We start from the raw sequence: 17,336 nt of genomic DNA, 5'->3' as shown, positions 1-17,336 counted from the left end.
CCCTCTTATTTGCGGTTGTCCAAATCCAGACGTCGTTTTGCGCGATTTCTCAGCAAGACAAAGATCGCCGAGCCAACAATGCAACCAAATAGCAGTCCTAAAATCGCCAACAGCGCCGAGTGCTGATTCGCATACCAAATTACCCGCATCTGCGTTGGCATCTCGCCACTCGGGAACTGCTCACCCACGCGGAAGCTGCGCACGCCGTTCTCATTGGTGATCACCGCTGCGTCGCCACGGATCCCGGCGTTAATTTTCGCTGAGGCGAGGTCACCGTGCAGGCGTGAGAGCTGCTCGTCATTGCTGCCGATAGCCAGTACCACCAGACGATCGTTATTCCACGGTGAACGGAAGCTGACAAACCCGCGCCAGGCTTCGTTGGAGGAGAAGTAGCGGTCGGCTTCCAGCCCGTCTGATGCCCAGTCCCCTGCTATCCACCGTTTGATACGCTCCCAGGTCGTCGGCTCACGTACACCCAACGTCGAGTCGTGCATCACAAACGGCGAGGTATTGAGGATCGCGCGGTTAAAGTCATGCTGATCCAGGCCCGTGACCGCCAGCACATCGCGGTCGTTCAGCAGTTCAACACCCGCCCCGCCAGTGGGTACGCCGAGCAACACGCGGTTGCGGCCCAGCGCCGTTCCCGTCGCGTTACCGGAACGTGCCGTCATATCTAAAAGCGTGGCAATCTGCGTTTCAGTCGGTTTTTCCGGCAGCATCAGCACCGTTTCCGAATAATCCGCAAGCCGGGTGAACGGGAAGGACGCGCCCACAAAATAAGAGAGGTTCGGCAACAGCGCGAAGTGACGCGTATGGCTGAGATCAATCCACGAGTCGTCTTCGATACGGCTCTTAATGTTATTGTTCAGCAGCACACTACACGGGGCGCTCGCCTTGGGTTGAATGTTGAAGTACAGCGAGAGCTGGTTGTCGCCATAGATCATGTACGGCTCCAGCGGCATATCAAACTTCTCCTGGCGCGCATCACCGCCAAGCTTATGCCACAACGTTTCCAGCGCCCCCTGCTTATTCACCGGCAGGTTATGCAGGAAAGTATCGTTCATGGTCATGCTGAGCCACGAACGGTCTTCGTCAATCCAGCTTTCCGTCGGGAAACGGTAACCAATATGCAGAGGTATCGTTTCGCCATCCCACAGGAACAGATCCGGTGCCGCACGGAATGCTACGCGCAACGCATCGTGCCACAGACCCGTGGTGGTCAGGCTCTGATCTTTACGGATCAGTTCTGACAGTTTTACCGGACGATCGGTAGGGATCCAGCGCGGCGCATCGTAAGGCTTACTCGCCGGGATCGTTTGGGTGGTGACATCCACCGACGGCGTCTGCATGCCGAAATTGCCGCGGGTTAAACGCCATGCCGCCGCGCGCAGGCTGGCATCATCTTTACCCACCACCAGCAGCAGCTTATAAACCGGGTTTGCCGGGTTATCGACCACTTTGAGTAGCGGCTGCTCGGTGGCCGGCAGCGTCAGGCCACCAATTTGCTCGCCCGGATGACCAATCAGGATGCCGTTCTTTTCCGGCAAGCGGTCATGATAGGCGGCAAACGACACGCCACGGTAGTCTGCCTGGATCCCCATCCACGATGAGATCAGCGCACTGGCGCTTAAGGTATCGCCACTGAGCTTCGCCGGGAAAGCCATGGCGATCGCCGCCGGGGTCATTTGCATGCTGTCAAAGAACGGGCGCGGGAAGTGGCTTAAATCGGCGCCAATGTCCAGTTGCTGCCCTTCCAGCTCGAAACGGGAATCCGCCATGATGGTGACGCGATATTTATCGCTCAGGTCGCGCTGGCACTGCATGGCATCGCCATCGTTGATTTTAAAGCTCAGGTTGTTGCTCGACACCATCAGCGCCGAGGGAATATCCAACTGATAACGCGCGGTGTCGCTGTCGGTCACGGTCAGCGGTACCGTCCCCAGCGGCTGACCATTGAGCATCAACTGCATGGTGGCATTGCGCGCCACCATCGCGGGCGACACTTTCAGGTTCAATTCAAGGCGCGCCGTGGTAATCACCTGGTCCACGGGCAGGGTAAAGGAGGCGCCCCCCTGGAACTGACCACCCGTCAGGGAAATCCCTTCCGGGAAACCCATCTGCGCGAGACTGATGCTGTTAACCACCGAAGGAATAAATACCGGTGCGCCCGGCGGCGGCACGGGTGGCGTCTCCGCCGGCTCGTTTAATTTCAGTAGCGACTCGATGGAGGTGTCTTCGGCATGCAGCGGCATAATAAAGAGTGCGCCGACCAGCACAGCCAGTGTTGTCAGACGTTTCATGCGTTGCCCTCCTCCTGGGAAGCGGCCTGGTCCTGGCCGGCGCGCAAACGGCGGTTTTCGCGACGGTCTTTCCAGGTCAGCCAGAAGAGGTCAAACACACAACGCATAATGGTCCCCAACGAACGGAACGGGTTGTCCTGAGGTTTCGGTGGGTGAATCCATGCATCCGCACGGGAGAGCACCACGCGCACCAGTTCACGACGGCGGGCCAGCGGGATGTCTTCAAACATCAGACGAATCGATTCTTCATCCGTGGCGATGGTTTTTACCGGAATGAGGATCGCGCCGGATTGCAGCAGCAGCTCAATCTCTTCAATCTCATCATCGAGATGGCGATCATCCGGTGCCACAATACGGCAGCCGCCCATCGACAGGTCAGCGGTATGGCTGCGCGACACCACGCCGCTGGCATGGTGGAGCAGTACCGGGATTTCCGCATCAATACGAATGGTTTTGCGCGTCTGTCGGGTTTCGCGCGCAACGGCAATCGCGGCCAACAGAAAGATCAGACTGTACAACCCCCAACCGACGTTTAGGGCGATAACGCGCGGATCCACGCCAAAGTAGTCATGAGCACAGGCGCGAACGATACCGGCAATCACTCCGGCCGCCAGCAGCAGGGCGATAATCAAATGCGGGCGCACCACGCTAAAATCAAAGTACCCCACGTCCAGCAGCGCACCCTTGTCGGTCACGTTGAATTTGCCGCGTTTCGGGAAAAACATCGTCACCACAGTCGGCAATGCAATGTGGAAGGCCAGCACCAGGTCGTAGATCTCCCCCCAGAAGCTATAGCGATGCCGCCCGTTCATGCGCGAGTTGACGTAAATCGCGAGGAACAGATGCGGGAGCGCATAGGCGAAAACCAGGCTCGCTGAGGAGTGAATGATGTTCAGGTTAAACAACAGATAGGCCAGCGGCGCGGTCAAAAACGCAATACGCGGCAGCGCGAACTGGTAGTAAAGCATGGCGCTCAGATAGCACAGGCGCTGTTGGATAGTCAGGCCGCGACCAAACAGCGGGTTATCCAGACGGAAAATCTGCGTCATTCCACGCGCCCAGCGGGTACGCTGGATAACGTGCAGCACCAGACGTTCAGTCGCCAGACCGGCAGCCAGTGGGATATCCAGGAATGCCGAGCTCCAACCACGGCGCTGCAACTTGAGTGCGGTGTGAGCATCTTCGGTAACGGTCTCTACGGCAAAACCGCCAATCTCTTCCAGCGCGCTACGGCGAATCACCGCACAGGAACCGCAAAAGAAGGTGGCGTTCCAGTTGTCGTTGCCCTGCTGAATCGGCCCGTAGAACAGCGACCCTTCGTTAGGGATGTTACGTCCAACGGAGAGGTTACGCTCGAACGGGTCCGGCGAGTAGAAATAGTGCGGTGTCTGCACCAGCGCCAGTTTAGGATCTTTCAGGAAACCGCCGACTGTCGCCTGCAGGAAGATGCGTGTCGCAACGTGGTCGCAGTCGAATACGGTAATCAACTCACCCTGCGTCAGCTTCATGGCGTGGTTGAGGTTACCGGCTTTGGCGTGATTGTTGTCGTTACGCGTGATGTACCCGACGCCAACGTCTGCGGCAAAAACAGCAAACTCGCGGCGTTTGCCGTCATCCAGCAGGTAGATATTCATCTTATCACGAGGATAATCAATGCATTGCGCCGCCAGCACCGTATCACGCACCACATCCAGTGGCTCGTTATAGGTAGGAATATAGACATCCACCGTCGGCCACTGGCTCATATCATCCGGCAGCGGCACAATTTCGCGTTTTAACGGCCAGACCGTCTGCAGATAGCTCAGCAGCAACATGACCCAGACGTAGACCTCCGCCAGAAACAGTCCCATTCCAAGAATGGTTTCAATTTCGGAATTAAAATGCAGGGTTTGCGTCAGGCGGAAATACATATAGCGCGTCGATAAGAGCACCGACATGACCACCATAATGACCGACACGCTGCGTTTTTTGCTAAACCCCATCAAAAACAGCACACCGATGCTGAGCAGACCAAAAATATACTGTTTCTGGCTGTCCATAGGCGTAATGATGACCAGCAGCGCAACAGGTAGCATTGCCAGTACCAGCAAAACATAAAGGAACTTTTTCATAGGTTGCCCTGCGCGAATTAGAAGCCAGACATTTTCGGTTTACTGTGAACCGTGCCGTCTCCGATTTTTACGCCTAAGATTCCGGCGACTCTTTTTGCAATGAGTTCGATATCGAATGCAGCGGCGGATGCAGGACTAAAGTCGAAAACCGACTGCTGCGAGGCATTCGCTTCTATGACGCTTTCATCACGATGAATAACGCCTAAAAGTTGATTACCTAATTTCTGTTCCATAAATGCGGTGACATCCCGGCTGACCTGACGACGGTTGTCGCTCTGGTTGAGCACGAAGTAATGGCCCGCTTTTCGATTGAGGACATCCCCGGTCAGACGGTGATTTTCAACGTGAGGCAACAGGGAAAGAGAGGCGGTATCTGCCTGCATGATGACCAGATGCAGATCGGCCAGGCGCGACATGGCTTTCAGTGCAGCAGAGGGACCAGGAGGAAAATCGGCCACAATGATCAGGCCCGGATAATTCAGCAACGTGTTGAGGCCACGAATCAGAAAATGTTCGTCATTCGTCAGACGTTCTTCAAATACCAGGCGTTGATCTTCGCTGGCTTCGCCATAAGGCAACACAAAGATATTCCCGCCTGCGGTCAATACGAACTGACTCCAGTCCGAGGACTCGGCTGATTTGGCGACATAACCACGCTCGTCAGACAGCGGCACGCCAAAGTGCAGACGCAGTGCGTTCTGCACGTCAAAATCCAGCGCCAGGACCTTACTGCCAGAACGCGCAAGGGCGTAAGCCAGATTAGCCGTGAGCGTCGTTTTCCCAACACCACCCTTCGGTGAACAAACACAAATCAACGGCATGAAGCGATCCTTTCTAGCAAAGATTGTAAAGGTTGGTTTTTTTCTACGGTGGGTTTTGCTTCTGGCGCTTTCGTTGCAAACAGCCGGGAATAATCAGCAGGCGCTGTCGCAGACGGAGCAGGTGCGGTGGTGGTCGTTGGTACAACCGGGTTAGCCGCCGGTTGGGCAGAAGGCGCAACGGGTGCCGCCGATTGCGATGCAAGTTGTCCGGCAACTTCACGGAAAATAGACGGGGCGGTCACCGCCGGTAAGTCTGTGTCGACAGGGGGAAGAACGCTTTCGGTGCTGTTTTCGGTGGTTTCGGTGCTTTCAATACTGTTGATAGTATCGATACTTTCGACGCGCTCATGACGTTGGTCGCTCGCGAAGACATCCGGGGCGACAGCCTGCGGTTGCGGCAGCGAAACGTGACCACCCATCGCCAGTTTAGACTCCTCTGTTGCAGGAGCTAGCTGATTCATGATCGCCCAACTTCCATGGTCAGGAGAGAGGTTCTGCGCCGACAGATCCTTGAATTCGTATTTTTGGTTGCGGGTCTTATCCTTAAACCTCTGCAAATCATCATAATGGTTCATAGCTATACTCATGATTTACAAAATAAACTATATACCCACCACCTACATAACCTGAGCGATCAGTTATTGGTAGATTCGTTTTATAATTAGGCTGCTCGCCTGTTGTGTGGGTACGTAGATGCTTTGGCTATTAACAATTCGCCTTATTATCGCGTGATTAAATTACACCAGTGCTAACACGCTGTTTATTTCTAGCAAATATATAAATTTCACCTGTACACATGCTATCTTTTTTTTCCCTAAAAATCATTAAAGTAGTTAATAGCAACTCATTACGTTGAACATCAACCTAAGAATCAACTTAATGTGGATAACTAACACAAAAAACCAAATAATACACGGCATGCAGGGTTTTACACCAGTATGAATAGTGAGCGATTTAATTATTGGTTACCTACTGAAATATATAGAAATACTTATTTCATTTAGAACCGGGATAAAAAACGGCAACTCACGATAACTGTGAGAATTAGCGCAACACGCCTGTTTTTAGTAGGGACCGGATGAGCAAGCTGGTCTGAATGCAGGTAATGCGTTAAAAAATAACAACGCGCTATCCGGCAAGGGAGACGGCATGTTGATTAGTGCACAAGCATTGAATGTAATCATCACCATTGCACGCTGCGGTAGTTTTGCCGCAGCCGCAGAGGAACTGCATAAAGTACCGACGGCGCTTAGCTATACGGTTCACAAGCTGGAAAGTGAATTGGGACTCAAGTTATTCAAACGCCTCGGGAAACAGCTCGAATTAACGGAAGCTGGCCGTTATTTCATTAGTAAAGGCCAGATTATCCTGACTCAACTGGATGATCTCCAGTTTGCCACCCAGCGTATTGCCGCTGGTGTCGAGACTCGTCTCAATATTACCCTTAATAATATTGTCAGCCTGCGACCGGTTTACACCCTACTCTCAGAAAGCGAATTACTGTTCCCACAAACCGAAATTCATATCGCGATTGATGTACATGATGGCGTCTGGGACGCCTTACTGGAAAAACGGGCGGATATCGCCATTGCCGCGCCCAACCAGGTCGCCTTACCCGGTGAAATATGCTGCCTGGAAATTGGCACGGTCGAATGGCTATTCGCCATCGCGCCCGATCACCCTCTTACCGCCATTCATCGTCCGCTGCGTGCCGACGACCTGCGTCCTTATCCTGCGGTGTGCATCCCGGATACCTCGGTAAAACTTGAACCCAAAGTTGCCTGGCAGCTACGGGGACAAAAAGCGGTGGTCGTGCCTGACTATCATGCGAAAATCTCTATGCATCTCAAAGGGCTGGGCATTGGTTTTCTGCCACGCCATATTTGCCAGCCCTATATTGATGATGGCCGACTCGTACATCTGCATGTTGAAGAGAGCAAACAACCGACGCCGCTGTTTCTGGCCTGGCAAAGCCGCCCGCCGCGCCCCTGTTTTAACTGGTGGCTGCAGCAGTTAAAACAGACGGAGGTGCAGAAAGCGTTATTTACGCCGTTAAGCTAAGACGTGCGCTGCCGTGAGGACGCCCGCCAGCATGTCGTGACCAGAAGAGTGCCCGTAGTCGGCGACGCGCGCGATGGCCTGCGGCCCTGTCTCGCTTTCGCCTCTCGCCAGCGTCAGCAGTTGGGCGCTGTAATGATGATTACAGCCCTGCTCCAGCATGGCGCGGCTGATATCGGTCGTACGGTCGAGTAAGGGGAGCAGCGCCGCGTTAAATGCCGCTGCACGCGCAAAGCGCCAGTTATGAAGAACCAGCGACACACCCAGCAGGAAATCATCTCCGGCGGGGGTAAGCCCCTCCCCCCGACCAATAAAGCCCATAAGGAATTCATTGAGATCCCCTTCACCCGTGCGCAGCCAGTGGGCCAAAGAGGTCTGTGCGCGTATTAACGTCGCGTCCGTACGCAGCGCGAGGCGAATGCCTTTTTCCGGCTGATGGCTGAAAAAGGCGGCGATCTGTGCTGCCAGGCGCGCCAGCATTTGCGCTTCGCCGCAGGGTATTAGCCGCGTGGAAACCGGCATGGCTGAGCCCAGTTCGATACGCGCTTTTGTGCCGTACAGGCAGGTTTCATCACGCCAGCGTAGCCGTTCCCCCACGGTAAAAAAGGGGCGCAGGTCAACGCAGTCAGTCACCATTCCCGCCGGGGCCAGCGGCATATCGCTCGCCTGCACCACCCATAGCCTCCCTTGTGGCGTTTGCACGTTACAGGCGCGCTGAAAAATCGAATGGACCCGAAGCCAGGGAACCATCGGGCGCCATGGGGGTAAAGCGTCGCAGAGTTGTATCGCCGCAATATCTCTTCCTGAGGTCATGATTACGCCTGTCAATAGGTGCGAGGTCACAAATCCGCTATCTTGTTTTGGGTGCTTTTTTTACCCAAATCCGACGCTTGTACGCCTAAAGCCTCGCCAGTTCACGATTTACGCATTATGGCGTTTTCGCGTACAGAGATGCCTCATATTTTTTGAGGTTCAGGCAGAAAAGCTTTTTGCGCACACGGCGTTATCACTCCGTACACTCCAATGAAAGGCGAATTAACAAAGGAACGTTTATGCGCACGATTAAAGCTCAACCTTTTGACTTTCAGTTCGATCCCGCCACCACCGCCCTCGTGGTGATTGATATGCAGCGCGACTTTGTTGAACGCGGTGGTTTTGGCGAAGCTCTTGGCAATGATGTCTCCCTTGTTCGCCGTGCGATCGAACCCTGTGCCGCATTGCTGAAAAGCGCTCGCGAGGCGGGTCTGCTGGTTATTCATACCCGGGAAGGACACCGTGATGACCTCAGCGACTGCCTGCCCGCCAAACGCACCCGTGGCGGTAAAACCTTTATTGGCGAGCCCGGTCCGATGGGCCGCATTCTGGTGCGAGGCCAGCCCGGCCACGACATCATTCCCGAACTCGCGCCACAGCCCGGCGAGCCGGTGATTGATAAGCCAGGCAAAGGGGCGTTTTACGCCACTGACCTGCATCTCATCCTGCAATCTCACCGCATCGCCTCGCTCATTATCTGCGGCGTCACCACCGAGGTGTGTGTGCAGAGTACCGCCCGTGAAGCCAACGATCGTGGCTATGAGTTGGTGATTCCGGAAGATTGCTGCGCCTCCTACTTTCCGGAATTTCATCAGGCGGCGCTGGCGATGATCAAAGCCCAGGGCGCCATTGTCGGCTGGGTGAGCCATTCAGCGGAGGTCATTGCGGCGCTACGCCCATGACGCTCCGGCAGACCGATACAACGTAGTAAGCAGCAAAATGAGTACCGTTTTTGCTCAAGGATAAAAGATGACACTGCACTATCAATGTTTCCCGAACCTGTATAAGGACTCCGTTTCCCTTATGCAGATCTCCGCCAAACTCAACGCGCTGGATGGGGTAGAGCAAGCATCTGTCGCCATGGCGACCCCGGCTAATATTGAACGCATGCGTGACGCGGGCATGGACATTGTCATCGACGCGCGCCCTAACGATCTGTTAATTGCGCTGGAAGCCAGCGAAGCCGCTGCGCAAGCGGCGCTGGAACTCGCGGCCTCCTTGCTGCGCCCGTCGGCAGTCGAGCCCGCTTCCGGCGCGACACAGCGTGTACCTGTCAGTATCGCTATGGGTCTGCACGACGCGCTGGAGGCCAATTTTGCCCTGATTTCTGTGCCAGGCCGCTATGCCGCTGCCGAAGCCTTGAAAGCGCTGAGCAACGGTCTGCACGTAATGATATTCAGCGATAACGTTCCGGAAGATCAAGAAGCCGCCATCAAGCGTTATGCCAGTCAGAACCAGTTGTTAGTCATGGGGCCTGATTGCGGTACCGCCATTATCAACGGTCTGCCGCTGGGCTTTGCCAATGTGGTACGACGCGGCGCTATTGGCCTGGTGGCAGCATCCGGGACCGGACTACAAGAGGTCAGTTGCCATATTCACCATCTTGGCGCTGGCGTGTCGCAAGCCATTGGCACGGGCGGGCGCGATCTGCACGAAGCCATCGGCGGTCTGAGCATGATTCAGGGCATCACCCTGTTAGCAGAAGACCCTGAAACACAACTTATTGTTCTTATTTCTAAACCACCAGCACCAGGGATTATGCAAAAAGTACTGGCCTGCGCACGCCAGTGTGAAAAACCCGTCGTCGTCCATTTTCTGGGCGCCGACGAGCACAGTTTGCAATATGAAGGCGTCATACCCGCGCTCAGTCTGCGTCACGCAGCGGAGATCGCGGTAGCCACGTTAGAGGGTAAAAAGGCGCCCAAAGAGACCAGCACCAGGGAATCTCTCCTCGCCAAAGCCCGGGACAGCATTGGGGCAATGGCGGCAAAACAAAAAGACATTCGCGGCGTGTTCGCCGGCGGCACATTCTGTTACGAAGCACAACTCGCCCTGCTGGCGGCGGGGCTGCCATGTGAATCCAACGCCCCTGTTCGTGGGGCCACGGAATTACGCAGCCGTCAGCAGGGTACCGGACATAGTCTGGTCGATATGGGGGATGACGAATTCACCCAGGGCCGACCGCATCCCATGATTGACCCCAAACTGCGCAACGCACGCCTGTTGTCGGAAGGTCGCGATCCCACCACGGCAGTCCTGTTGTTTGACATTGTTCTGGGCTACGGCGCCAGCGCAGATCCTTGCGCCACGTTATTGCCTGTGCTGGATACGCTGCGGCAAGAAGCCGCACAAACGCAGCGACACCTTTTGCTGATTGCGCACGTTTGCGGGACCGAAGACGATCCTCAGGATCGTCAGCAGCAAATTGAATGTTTAGAACAGGCTGGCGTTCTGGTGGCGGACAGCAATATCGAGGCCGCGCGACTGGCGGCTTTTGTAGCCCTTCAACGGAAATAGATTATGACGACGTTATTTCAACAACCGCTCAGCGTGCTCAACCTGGGTCTGGAGAGTTTCGCCAATAATCTGCGGGATGCAGGAGGGGATGTGTTGCATCTGCAATGGCAGCCCGCCGCATTCGGCGATGAAGAGGCTAACTGGATGTTGGCGAAATTAATGGCGGATACCCGCGTGGATGCGGCAAATGACATCGCGTTGCAGCGCTACCTGGATGCGCAACCGGTGCTGATCGGAATCAGTACAGCGCAGGAAGCCATTCCGGCGCTGGCAGCAGAACGCAAAATTTTGCACGCAGGTCCGCCCATCGCCTGGGCAGACATGTGTGGCCCAATGCAAGGGGCGATTGCCGGCGCGATTGTGCTCGAAGGGTGGGCCGACAGTGTTGAGCAGGCCATGCTAATGGCGGCAAATAGCGAGGTCGCGCTGGAACCCTGCCATCACCACCACGCCACCGGGCCAATGGCGGGGATTATCAGTCCTTCCATGCCTGTCTGGATAGTAGAGAACAAAACGCATGGCAACCGGGCCTACTGTAATTTCAACGAAGGGCTCGGGAAAGTGCTGCGCTTTGGGGCCAATCACGAAGAGGTCCTGACCCGCCTGCGCTGGATGGCCGATGTGCTGGCGCCGGTGCTCAAGAAAGCCCTCGCCATGAGCGGCGATATTGAACTTAAGCCAATGATTGCCCAGGCGCTACATATGGGTGATGAATGCCATAACCGCAACGTTGCGGCCAGCGGGTTATTCTTTCGCCGCCTGGCCTCCCATCTGGCCCGCATTGAAAAGGGCCCGGAAGTGCTGGAGTTTATCGCGGCCAACGATCACTTCTTCCTGAATCTCTCCATGGCGGCCTGTAAATCGATGCTCGATGCCGCCAGCAATGTCCCGCACAGTTCCATGGTCACGGTGATGGCACGCAACGGCGTCAACTTCGGTATCCGTCTTTCCGGGACCGGCGATCGCTGGTTTCAGGCTCCGGCTAACCCGGTTGATGGCCTGTTCTTCCCCGGTTTTGGCGTTAATGATGCGGCGGCGGATCTGGGCGACTCGGCCATTACGGAAACCGCAGGCATTGGCGGTTTTGCCATGGCGGCGTCACCGGCTATCGTGAAATTTGTTGGCGGCACCCCGGCCGATGCGGTGAGACACAGCCAGGCCATGCATGAAATTACCTTAACCACCCAGCCGGCATTTACCCTGCCCGCCCTCAATTTTGTGGGCAGCGGCTGCGGCATTGATGCGCGGCGCGTTGTCGATAGCAATATTCTGCCCATTATCAATACCGGTATCGCCCATAAGCTGGCAGGGGTCGGACAAATTGGCGCGGGTATTACCACCGCACCGCTGGCCTGCTTCATTGCCGGGCTGACGGCTCTGGCGCAAGGGAACGATCGTGTGTAGCGGTAAGGTCGCTGTCGTCGCTGTCGGCGGCAACGCAGCGCTGGCTTAGCCAGCTTTCACTCGCCGAAGCAGAAGCGCTGCTGCAAAGCCGCGAATTTGGCGCAGGCAGCATGGCCCCGAAAATTGAAGCCATGCTGACTTATTTACGCGCTCAGCCGCAGGGGCTGGGCCTGATTACCACGCCGCAGGGCATTTCCCGCGCGCTAAGCGGCAAGGGTGGCACCCGTTTTACCCGCTAACGCTGCACACTTTTCTGAGCAAAAAACCATGATAAGTAATAAGATTTTACTGGCCGTTAATGGCACATTAATGCGTGGCCTTGTGCTTAATCCTAATATGATTGCCGCACAGGCTGAGTTTGTTCGTGAAGACACTACCGCCGCCTGCTACCGCTGCTGGAGCATTAATGATAATCACCCAGGCATGATTCGCACACCCGGAGAGGGCGGGCAGATTGCGCTGGAAATTTGGGCGGTGCCGCCTGCCGGGCTTGGCGAGATCCTGCTAAAAGAACCTGCCGGATTATGTGTCGGTAAGGTCGAGTTGAGTGACGGTAGTGAAGTACTGGGTGTGCTGGCCGAACCCTGGCTGGTAGAAGGACAAAAAGAAATTACCTCTTTGGGAGGCTGGAGAGCTTATACCGGCCACTTTATGACAGCTTGATAACGTCAGGAGTAGGATCATGGCGCAAGGAAATCTCGCTCATCGGCCACAGCTTTGGGTCGCGGGCGATTTAAATGCTTTTTTTGGTCTGTTCACGAATGTGTTATTGAATGTGCTGGTGCTCTCCGGGCTGGCACTGTACGTCGCGCAAATCCCGGCAACAACGGTTTATGGTCGTATCCTGCCTGCTCTGGGCATTGCACTTCCCCTCGGAAATCTCTTCTATGCCTGGCTTGCCTGGAAATTAGCCCAGCGCGAAGGCCGCAATGATGTTACCGCCCTGCCTTATGGCCCCAGCGTGCCGCATATGTTTATCGTGGTCTTTGTGGTGATGCTGCCTACGCTGCTGATTCATAAAGACTGGATGCTGGCGTGGAAGCTGGGTCTTATCTGGGCGATGTTCGTCGGCGTTATTGTCCTGCTCGGCGTTGTCGTTGGCCCGACCATCCGTAAATACACCCCGCGTGCCGCTATGCTGGGGACGCTGGCCGGGATCGCGATTGCTTTTATCGCGATGCGCCCGGCTTATCAGATGTTTGATACCGCATGGATTGGCGTCATCTGCTTCGCCATTATCCTGCTCAACTGGGTCGGGAATGTCCGCCTGCCGTTCGGTTTACCGGGTGGGCTGGCCGTGGTCATCGTTGGCTGCGTGCTCGGCTGGGGGGCTACGCTGCTGGGTCTGAGCGACATCATGAACCCGGCTGCCGTAAAAGAAGCAACCGGCAATTTTGCGCTCCATCTGCCTTCCATTACCGGCGATGTGTTCAGCGTGCCGTCGGAGCTGATCTGGCCGCTGCTGGTGACGGCTATCCCGCTGGGTATCTTCAACTTTACTGAAATCCTCAATAACGTGGAGTCTGCCGCCGTAGGTGGCGACAGTTATAACCTGCGTGCGGTGCTGGCGGCAGATGGCGTGGGGGCGATTGTCGGTGCGCTGCTGGGCTCGCCGTTCCCGCCTGCGGTCTATATCGGCCACCCCGGCTGGAAAGCGATGGGCGGGCGTATCGGTTATTCGCTGGCGACCGGTATTGCGATGGCGATTGTCTGTTTCCTGGGGCTTACCGCACTGCTGCTGTCGATCATTCCGCTGGTCGCGATAGTGCCGATTCTGCTGTTTATCGGGCTGGTGATTGGCGCACAGGCGTTCCAGGTGTCGCCGAAACGTCATGCGCCCGCCATTATTCTGGCGCTGGTGCCGAATATTGCGGAGTGGGCGAAAACGCAGGTCGATGGCGCACTGAATGCGGCTGGGGCCAACACGGTTAATCTGCCTGCTGAGGTGATGACCAATATGGCTAATAACGGCGTGCTCTATAACGGTATGGCCACCACCGGTGGGGGTGCCGTGCTGGCAGGGCTGATGATGGGGGCGATTGCCGCGTTTATCATTGACCGCCGTTTTAACTGGGCCGCGGTCTATGCCGCAGCCGCCACGGTGCTTTCCTTTTTTGGTTTTATTCATGGACACCAGATGGCGGTTAACGCCTCGCCAACGGTGACTTTCGCCTATGCGGTGGTGACGGTGATGCTAACCTTCCTCGCCTGGCGTCAGGTGCGCGAGCAGGGCAAGCTGGACTGGTCACCGATTGATAACGACAGTGAGCCGATGAGCTAAACCCGCAGTCCCCGGTGGCGCTGCGCTTACCGGGGCTACGAACGGTAACCCGGATAAGCAATTCGCGCATTCGGGGAGGCATAAAAAAAACCGGAGCACATGGCTCCGGTTTTTTATTTCAGCGCGTTACGCCTGTGGTTTCTCGCCGTTTTCATCCTGATCGACCGCGAAGCAGGCAACCAGTTGACCGCCGTAGTCTTTGAGCTGCGGCTGCAACTGGGTGCAGGGACCGAAGCGGCGGCGGCAGCGGGCGTTAAACGCACAACCCGGCGGCGGACTCAGCGGGCTCGGCAGCTCGCCGGTCAACTTGATACGCTCGCGGCGATCGTCCGGGTTCAGGCGCGGCGTCGCAGAGAGCAACGCCTGGGTGTACGGATGACGCGGATTAGAGAAGATCTGGTCCTTGGTACCCTTCTCGACGCAGCGGCCCAGATACATCACCATCACTTCATCGGCAATGTGTTCCACCACGGACAGGTCGTGGGAGATAAACACATAGGACAGCCCCAAATCCTGCTGCAAGTCCATCATCAGGTTCAGCACCTGCGCGCGAACAGAAACGTCCAGCGCGGAGACCGGTTCGTCGGCGATCACCACGTCCGGGTCCAGCATCAGACCACGGGCAATAGCGATACGCTGACGCTGACCGCCGGAGAACATGTGCGGGTAACGGTCGTAATGCTCGGTTTTCAGGCCGACTTTCGCCATCATCGCCAGCGCTTTCTCACGACGCTCCGCCTTGCTCAGGGAGGAGTTAATCAGCAGCGGTTCTTCCAGAATCTGTCCCACTTTTTTGCGCGGGTTCAGCGAACCGTATGGGTTCTGGAACACGATCTGGATTTTCTGGCGACGCAGTTTCTGCGCATGCGGATCGTGTTTCAGCAGATCCTGCCCCTGGTAGTACAGCTCACCACCGGTCGGGGTTTCGATCATTGTCAGCAGACGGCCCAGCGTGGATTTACCACAACCGGATTCACCAACCACAGCCAGCGTTTTGCCACGTTCCAGGGTGAACGATACGCCGTCCAGCGCTTTTACCAGGCGTTCCGGGGCAAACAGCCCCTTCTTCACCGGGTAGTGTTTTTTCAGGTCGATAGCCTGCAACAGCGGTTGCGTGGCGGCCTCGTGCGTACTCATAGTGTGGGCCTCCCGGCATCATCGAGTGGGTAGTGACATTTCGACTGGCGCCCACCGTCAACGGTGTTCAGCGCAGGCTCTTCGGCGCGGCATCGGTCCGTTGCGTAGGGGCAACGCGGGTTCAGCAGACAGCCATTCGGACGGTCATACTTACCGGGTACGACGCCTGGCAGCGACGCCAGACGCGCTTTATCCTGCGCAAATTCCGGCAATGCCCGCAGCAGTGCCTGGGTATACGGATGACGCGGTGCGCGGAAGATATCTTTCGCCGCCCCGGTTTCCACCACCTGGCCTGCATACATCACGATGATTTTGTGTGCCGCTTCGGCCACCAGCGCCAGGTCATGGGTGATCAGGATCAGCGCCATGTTCTCTTTTTGCTGTAGCTCCAGCAGCAGCTCAATAATCTGCGCCTGAATAGTCACGTCCAGCGCAGTCGTTGGCTCATCGGCAATCAGCAGTTTCGGCTGACACGCGATCGCCATCGCAATCATGACACGCTGGCTCATCCCACCGGAGAGCTGATGAGGATAAACGTCCAGCCTTGATGCCGGATCGGGAATACCGACCTGGTTGAGCAGATCAATTGCGCGCTGGCGGCGGGTGTGCTTGTTGCCCCCCTGATGCACTTTGATCGCTTCCATAATCTGGAAACCGACGGTATAGCAGGGGTTCAGGCTGGTCATCGGATCCTGGAAGATCATCGCTACTTCGGAACCCACCAGACTGCGGCGCTCTTTTTCCGAAATGCGTTTCAAATCCTGACCGTTAAACTCCAGATTTTCCGCCATTACGCGGCCTGGGAAGTCAATCAACCCCATGATCGCCAGCGAACTGACCGATTTACCAGAGCCAGACTCCCCCACGATGCCAACCACTTCACCCTGATTCACACTGTAGCTTACGCGGTCTACTGCGCGAAACTCGCTGCCTTCGTCGCCGAAATGCACCGATAATTTATTAACATTTAATAACGCCATCTCGAACCTCTTACTGCTTCAGTTTGGGGTCGAGCGCATCACGCAGGCCGTCACCCATCAGGTTAAATGCCAGCACCGTCAGCAGGATCGCCAGACCAGGGAAGGTCACGACCCACCAGGCACTTTGCGCGAACTGCAACACGTCGGAGAGCATAGTGCCCCACTCCGGTGTTGGCGGCTGCGCACCCATGCCAAGGAAGCCGAGGGCGGCCATGTCGAGAATGGCGTTCGAGAAACCGAGCGACGCCTGAACAATCAGCGGCGCAAGGCAGTTAGGGAAAATATTGACGAACATCTGACGCATCGCGCCAGCCCCCGCTACGCGGGAAGCCGTCACGTAATCGCGGTTAACTTCCACCAGCACCGCGGCACGGGTAAGACGTACATAATGCGGCAAGGCGACGAAAGTGAGCGCTAACGATGCGTTGACTATCGAAGGACCAAATATCGCCACCAGGACCAGCGCCAGCAACAGGCTCGGCAGGGCCAGCATGATGTCGACAACACGCATGATGATGCTATCGATAACGCCGCCAAAGTAGCCCGCCACCAGACCGAGGATAATCCCCATGATCAGTGACAGCACCACCACCAGACAGCCGACCAGCAGCGACAGACGCGCGCCAAACATCAGACGCGACAAGGTATCGCGGCCTACGTCATCAGTACCCAGAATATGCGACCATGTGCCGCCATCCTGCCAGACCGGCGGCGCCAGCAGCGCATCGCGGAACTGATCCGCCGGGTTATGCGGCGCCAGCACGTTCGCGAAGATAGCGATAAGCAGCATCACGATCACGTAAACCAGACCAACAACCGCGCCTTTATTACGCTTGAAATAGTGCCAGAACTCCTGCAGCGGGGTCATCGGGACCGGTGCAGAGATAACTTTATTTTCAGTAACTTGTGACATG

At 56.2% G+C, this 17,336-nt stretch carries 15 protein-coding genes; 7 read left to right on the top strand and 8 right to left on the bottom strand.

The features are described 5' to 3' along the window. Window positions 1–5: 5 nt before the first annotated feature. The 4 genes from bcsB to bcsO are packed head-to-tail and all read right to left on the bottom strand — an operon-like array spanning window position 6 to window position 5,807. Window positions 6–2,300: a cellulose biosynthesis cyclic di-GMP-binding regulatory protein BcsB gene (gene bcsB, locus C5523_RS01100; RefSeq protein ID WP_108700475.1), complete on the bottom strand. Its 2,295-nt coding sequence runs from the start codon at window positions 2,298–2,300 to the stop codon at window positions 6–8. After that, entirely contained in the window at window positions 2,297–4,411 is a 2,115-nt protein-coding gene (gene bcsA, locus C5523_RS01095; protein WP_108700474.1) for a UDP-forming cellulose synthase catalytic subunit, read from the bottom strand. Before bcsA ends, bcsB begins: the two co-directional genes overlap by 4 nt. Before the next feature lie 17 nt (window positions 4,412–4,428). Further along, window positions 4,429–5,232 carry a cellulose biosynthesis protein BcsQ gene (gene bcsQ, locus C5523_RS01090; protein WP_025760128.1) on the bottom strand — a complete coding sequence of 268 codons (804 nt, stop codon included), beginning with the start codon at window positions 5,230–5,232 and terminating at the stop codon, window positions 4,429–4,431. Further along, the gene (bcsO, locus tag C5523_RS01085; protein ID WP_039080209.1) at window positions 5,223–5,807 is read right to left on the bottom strand and encodes a cellulose biosynthesis protein BcsO; all 585 of its coding nucleotides are present in this window, start codon (window positions 5,805–5,807) and stop codon (window positions 5,223–5,225) included. Before bcsO ends, bcsQ begins: the two co-directional genes overlap by 10 nt. A 574-nt stretch (window positions 5,808–6,381) precedes the next feature. On the opposite strand from bcsO, the gene C5523_RS01080 reads away from it, so the two are divergent. Next, window positions 6,382–7,293: a LysR substrate-binding domain-containing protein gene (locus C5523_RS01080; protein WP_039080208.1), complete on the top strand. Its 912-nt coding sequence runs from the start codon at window positions 6,382–6,384 to the stop codon at window positions 7,291–7,293. On the opposite strand, the gene C5523_RS01075 is transcribed toward C5523_RS01080, so the two are convergent. Then, window positions 7,285–8,103 carry a DUF2877 domain-containing protein gene (locus C5523_RS01075; protein WP_108700473.1) on the bottom strand — a complete coding sequence of 273 codons (819 nt, stop codon included), beginning with the start codon at window positions 8,101–8,103 and terminating at the stop codon, window positions 7,285–7,287. The genes C5523_RS01080 and C5523_RS01075 overlap by 9 nt on opposite strands. 239 nt (window positions 8,104–8,342) lie before the next feature. Between C5523_RS01075 and C5523_RS01070 the strand changes: the two genes are divergently transcribed. The 6 genes from C5523_RS01070 (at window position 8,343) to C5523_RS01050 (ending at window position 14,305) form a co-directional block, all read left to right on the top strand. Next, on the top strand, window positions 8,343–9,005 hold the full coding sequence (locus C5523_RS01070) for a cysteine hydrolase family protein (RefSeq protein ID WP_039080206.1): 663 nt from the start codon (window positions 8,343–8,345) through the stop codon (window positions 9,003–9,005). 67 nt (window positions 9,006–9,072) lie between these two features. Further along, window positions 9,073–10,620: an acyl-CoA synthetase FdrA gene (gene fdrA, locus C5523_RS01065; protein ID WP_108700472.1), complete on the top strand. Its 1,548-nt coding sequence runs from the start codon at window positions 9,073–9,075 to the stop codon at window positions 10,618–10,620. Between the two features lie 3 nt (window positions 10,621–10,623). After that, a complete protein-coding gene (locus C5523_RS01060; protein ID WP_079496929.1) occupies window positions 10,624–12,024 on the top strand; it encodes a DUF1116 domain-containing protein in 1,401 nt (466 codons plus the stop codon). 110 nt (window positions 12,025–12,134) lie between these two features. Continuing rightward, a complete protein-coding gene (locus tag C5523_RS27870; RefSeq protein ID WP_255423272.1) occupies window positions 12,135–12,263 on the top strand; it encodes a hypothetical protein in 129 nt (42 codons plus the stop codon). A gap of 28 nt (window positions 12,264–12,291) precedes the next feature. Then, window positions 12,292–12,687, top strand: a complete 396-nt coding sequence (locus C5523_RS01055; protein ID WP_039080203.1) for a glutamyl-tRNA amidotransferase — start codon at window positions 12,292–12,294, stop codon at window positions 12,685–12,687. A gap of 19 nt (window positions 12,688–12,706) precedes the next feature. After that, the gene (locus tag C5523_RS01050) at window positions 12,707–14,305 is read left to right on the top strand and encodes a regulator (RefSeq protein ID WP_107224358.1); all 1,599 of its coding nucleotides are present in this window, start codon (window positions 12,707–12,709) and stop codon (window positions 14,303–14,305) included. A 126-nt stretch (window positions 14,306–14,431) separates the two neighbouring features. Here the strand turns inward: C5523_RS01050 and dppF are convergent, their stop codons facing one another. From dppF to dppC, 3 genes are read right to left on the bottom strand one after another with little or no spacing between them, the layout of a single operon-like run. Next, window positions 14,432–15,442: a dipeptide ABC transporter ATP-binding subunit DppF gene (dppF, locus tag C5523_RS01045; RefSeq protein WP_039080201.1), complete on the bottom strand. Its 1,011-nt coding sequence runs from the start codon at window positions 15,440–15,442 to the stop codon at window positions 14,432–14,434. Continuing rightward, window positions 15,439–16,422 carry a dipeptide ABC transporter ATP-binding protein gene (dppD, locus tag C5523_RS01040; RefSeq protein ID WP_039080200.1) on the bottom strand — a complete coding sequence of 328 codons (984 nt, stop codon included), beginning with the start codon at window positions 16,420–16,422 and terminating at the stop codon, window positions 15,439–15,441. The genes dppF and dppD overlap by 4 nt, the downstream gene beginning before the upstream one ends. A gap of 10 nt (window positions 16,423–16,432) precedes the next feature. Beyond that, window positions 16,433–17,335: a dipeptide ABC transporter permease DppC gene (gene dppC, locus C5523_RS01035; RefSeq protein ID WP_039080199.1), complete on the bottom strand. Its 903-nt coding sequence runs from the start codon at window positions 17,333–17,335 to the stop codon at window positions 16,433–16,435. Window position 17,336 lies beyond the last annotated feature (1 nt).

Origin of the sequence: Phytobacter sp. SCO41, from assembly GCF_003073275.1 — a bacterium.
Classification (GTDB): Bacteria; Pseudomonadota; Gammaproteobacteria; order Enterobacterales; family Enterobacteriaceae; genus Phytobacter; species Phytobacter diazotrophicus.
The sequence above is the reverse complement of the archived record's forward strand: the minus strand, read 5'-3'. Positions and strand labels throughout refer to the sequence as shown.

What these genes read in the sequence shown, in the direction of transcription:
- dppF (WP_039080201.1), bottom strand. Translation starts at nt 15,442, where the DNA reads ATGAGTACGCACGAGGCCGCCACGCAACCGCTGTTGCAGGCTATCGAC.
- dppC (WP_039080199.1), bottom strand. Translation starts at nt 17,335, where the DNA reads ATGTCACAAGTTACTGAAAATAAAGTTATCTCTGCACCGGTCCCGATG.
- C5523_RS01060 (WP_079496929.1), top strand. Translation starts at nt 10,624, where the DNA reads ATGACGACGTTATTTCAACAACCGCTCAGCGTGCTCAACCTGGGTCTG.
- C5523_RS01080 (WP_039080208.1), top strand. Translation starts at nt 6,382, where the DNA reads ATGTTGATTAGTGCACAAGCATTGAATGTAATCATCACCATTGCACGC.
- C5523_RS01055 (WP_039080203.1), top strand. Translation starts at nt 12,292, where the DNA reads ATGATAAGTAATAAGATTTTACTGGCCGTTAATGGCACATTAATGCGT.
- fdrA (WP_108700472.1), top strand. Translation starts at nt 9,073, where the DNA reads ATGACACTGCACTATCAATGTTTCCCGAACCTGTATAAGGACTCCGTT.
- C5523_RS01050 (WP_107224358.1), top strand. Translation starts at nt 12,707, where the DNA reads ATGGCGCAAGGAAATCTCGCTCATCGGCCACAGCTTTGGGTCGCGGGC.
- C5523_RS01070 (WP_039080206.1), top strand. Translation starts at nt 8,343, where the DNA reads ATGCGCACGATTAAAGCTCAACCTTTTGACTTTCAGTTCGATCCCGCC.
- bcsO (WP_039080209.1), bottom strand. Translation starts at nt 5,807, where the DNA reads ATGAACCATTATGATGATTTGCAGAGGTTTAAGGATAAGACCCGCAAC.
- bcsB (WP_108700475.1), bottom strand. Translation starts at nt 2,300, where the DNA reads ATGAAACGTCTGACAACACTGGCTGTGCTGGTCGGCGCACTCTTTATT.
- dppD (WP_039080200.1), bottom strand. Translation starts at nt 16,422, where the DNA reads ATGGCGTTATTAAATGTTAATAAATTATCGGTGCATTTCGGCGACGAA.
- C5523_RS01075 (WP_108700473.1), bottom strand. Translation starts at nt 8,103, where the DNA reads ATGACCTCAGGAAGAGATATTGCGGCGATACAACTCTGCGACGCTTTA.
- C5523_RS27870 (WP_255423272.1), top strand. Translation starts at nt 12,135, where the DNA reads ATGGCCCCGAAAATTGAAGCCATGCTGACTTATTTACGCGCTCAGCCG.
- bcsQ (WP_025760128.1), bottom strand. Translation starts at nt 5,232, where the DNA reads ATGCCGTTGATTTGTGTTTGTTCACCGAAGGGTGGTGTTGGGAAAACG.
- bcsA (WP_108700474.1), bottom strand. Translation starts at nt 4,411, where the DNA reads ATGAAAAAGTTCCTTTATGTTTTGCTGGTACTGGCAATGCTACCTGTT.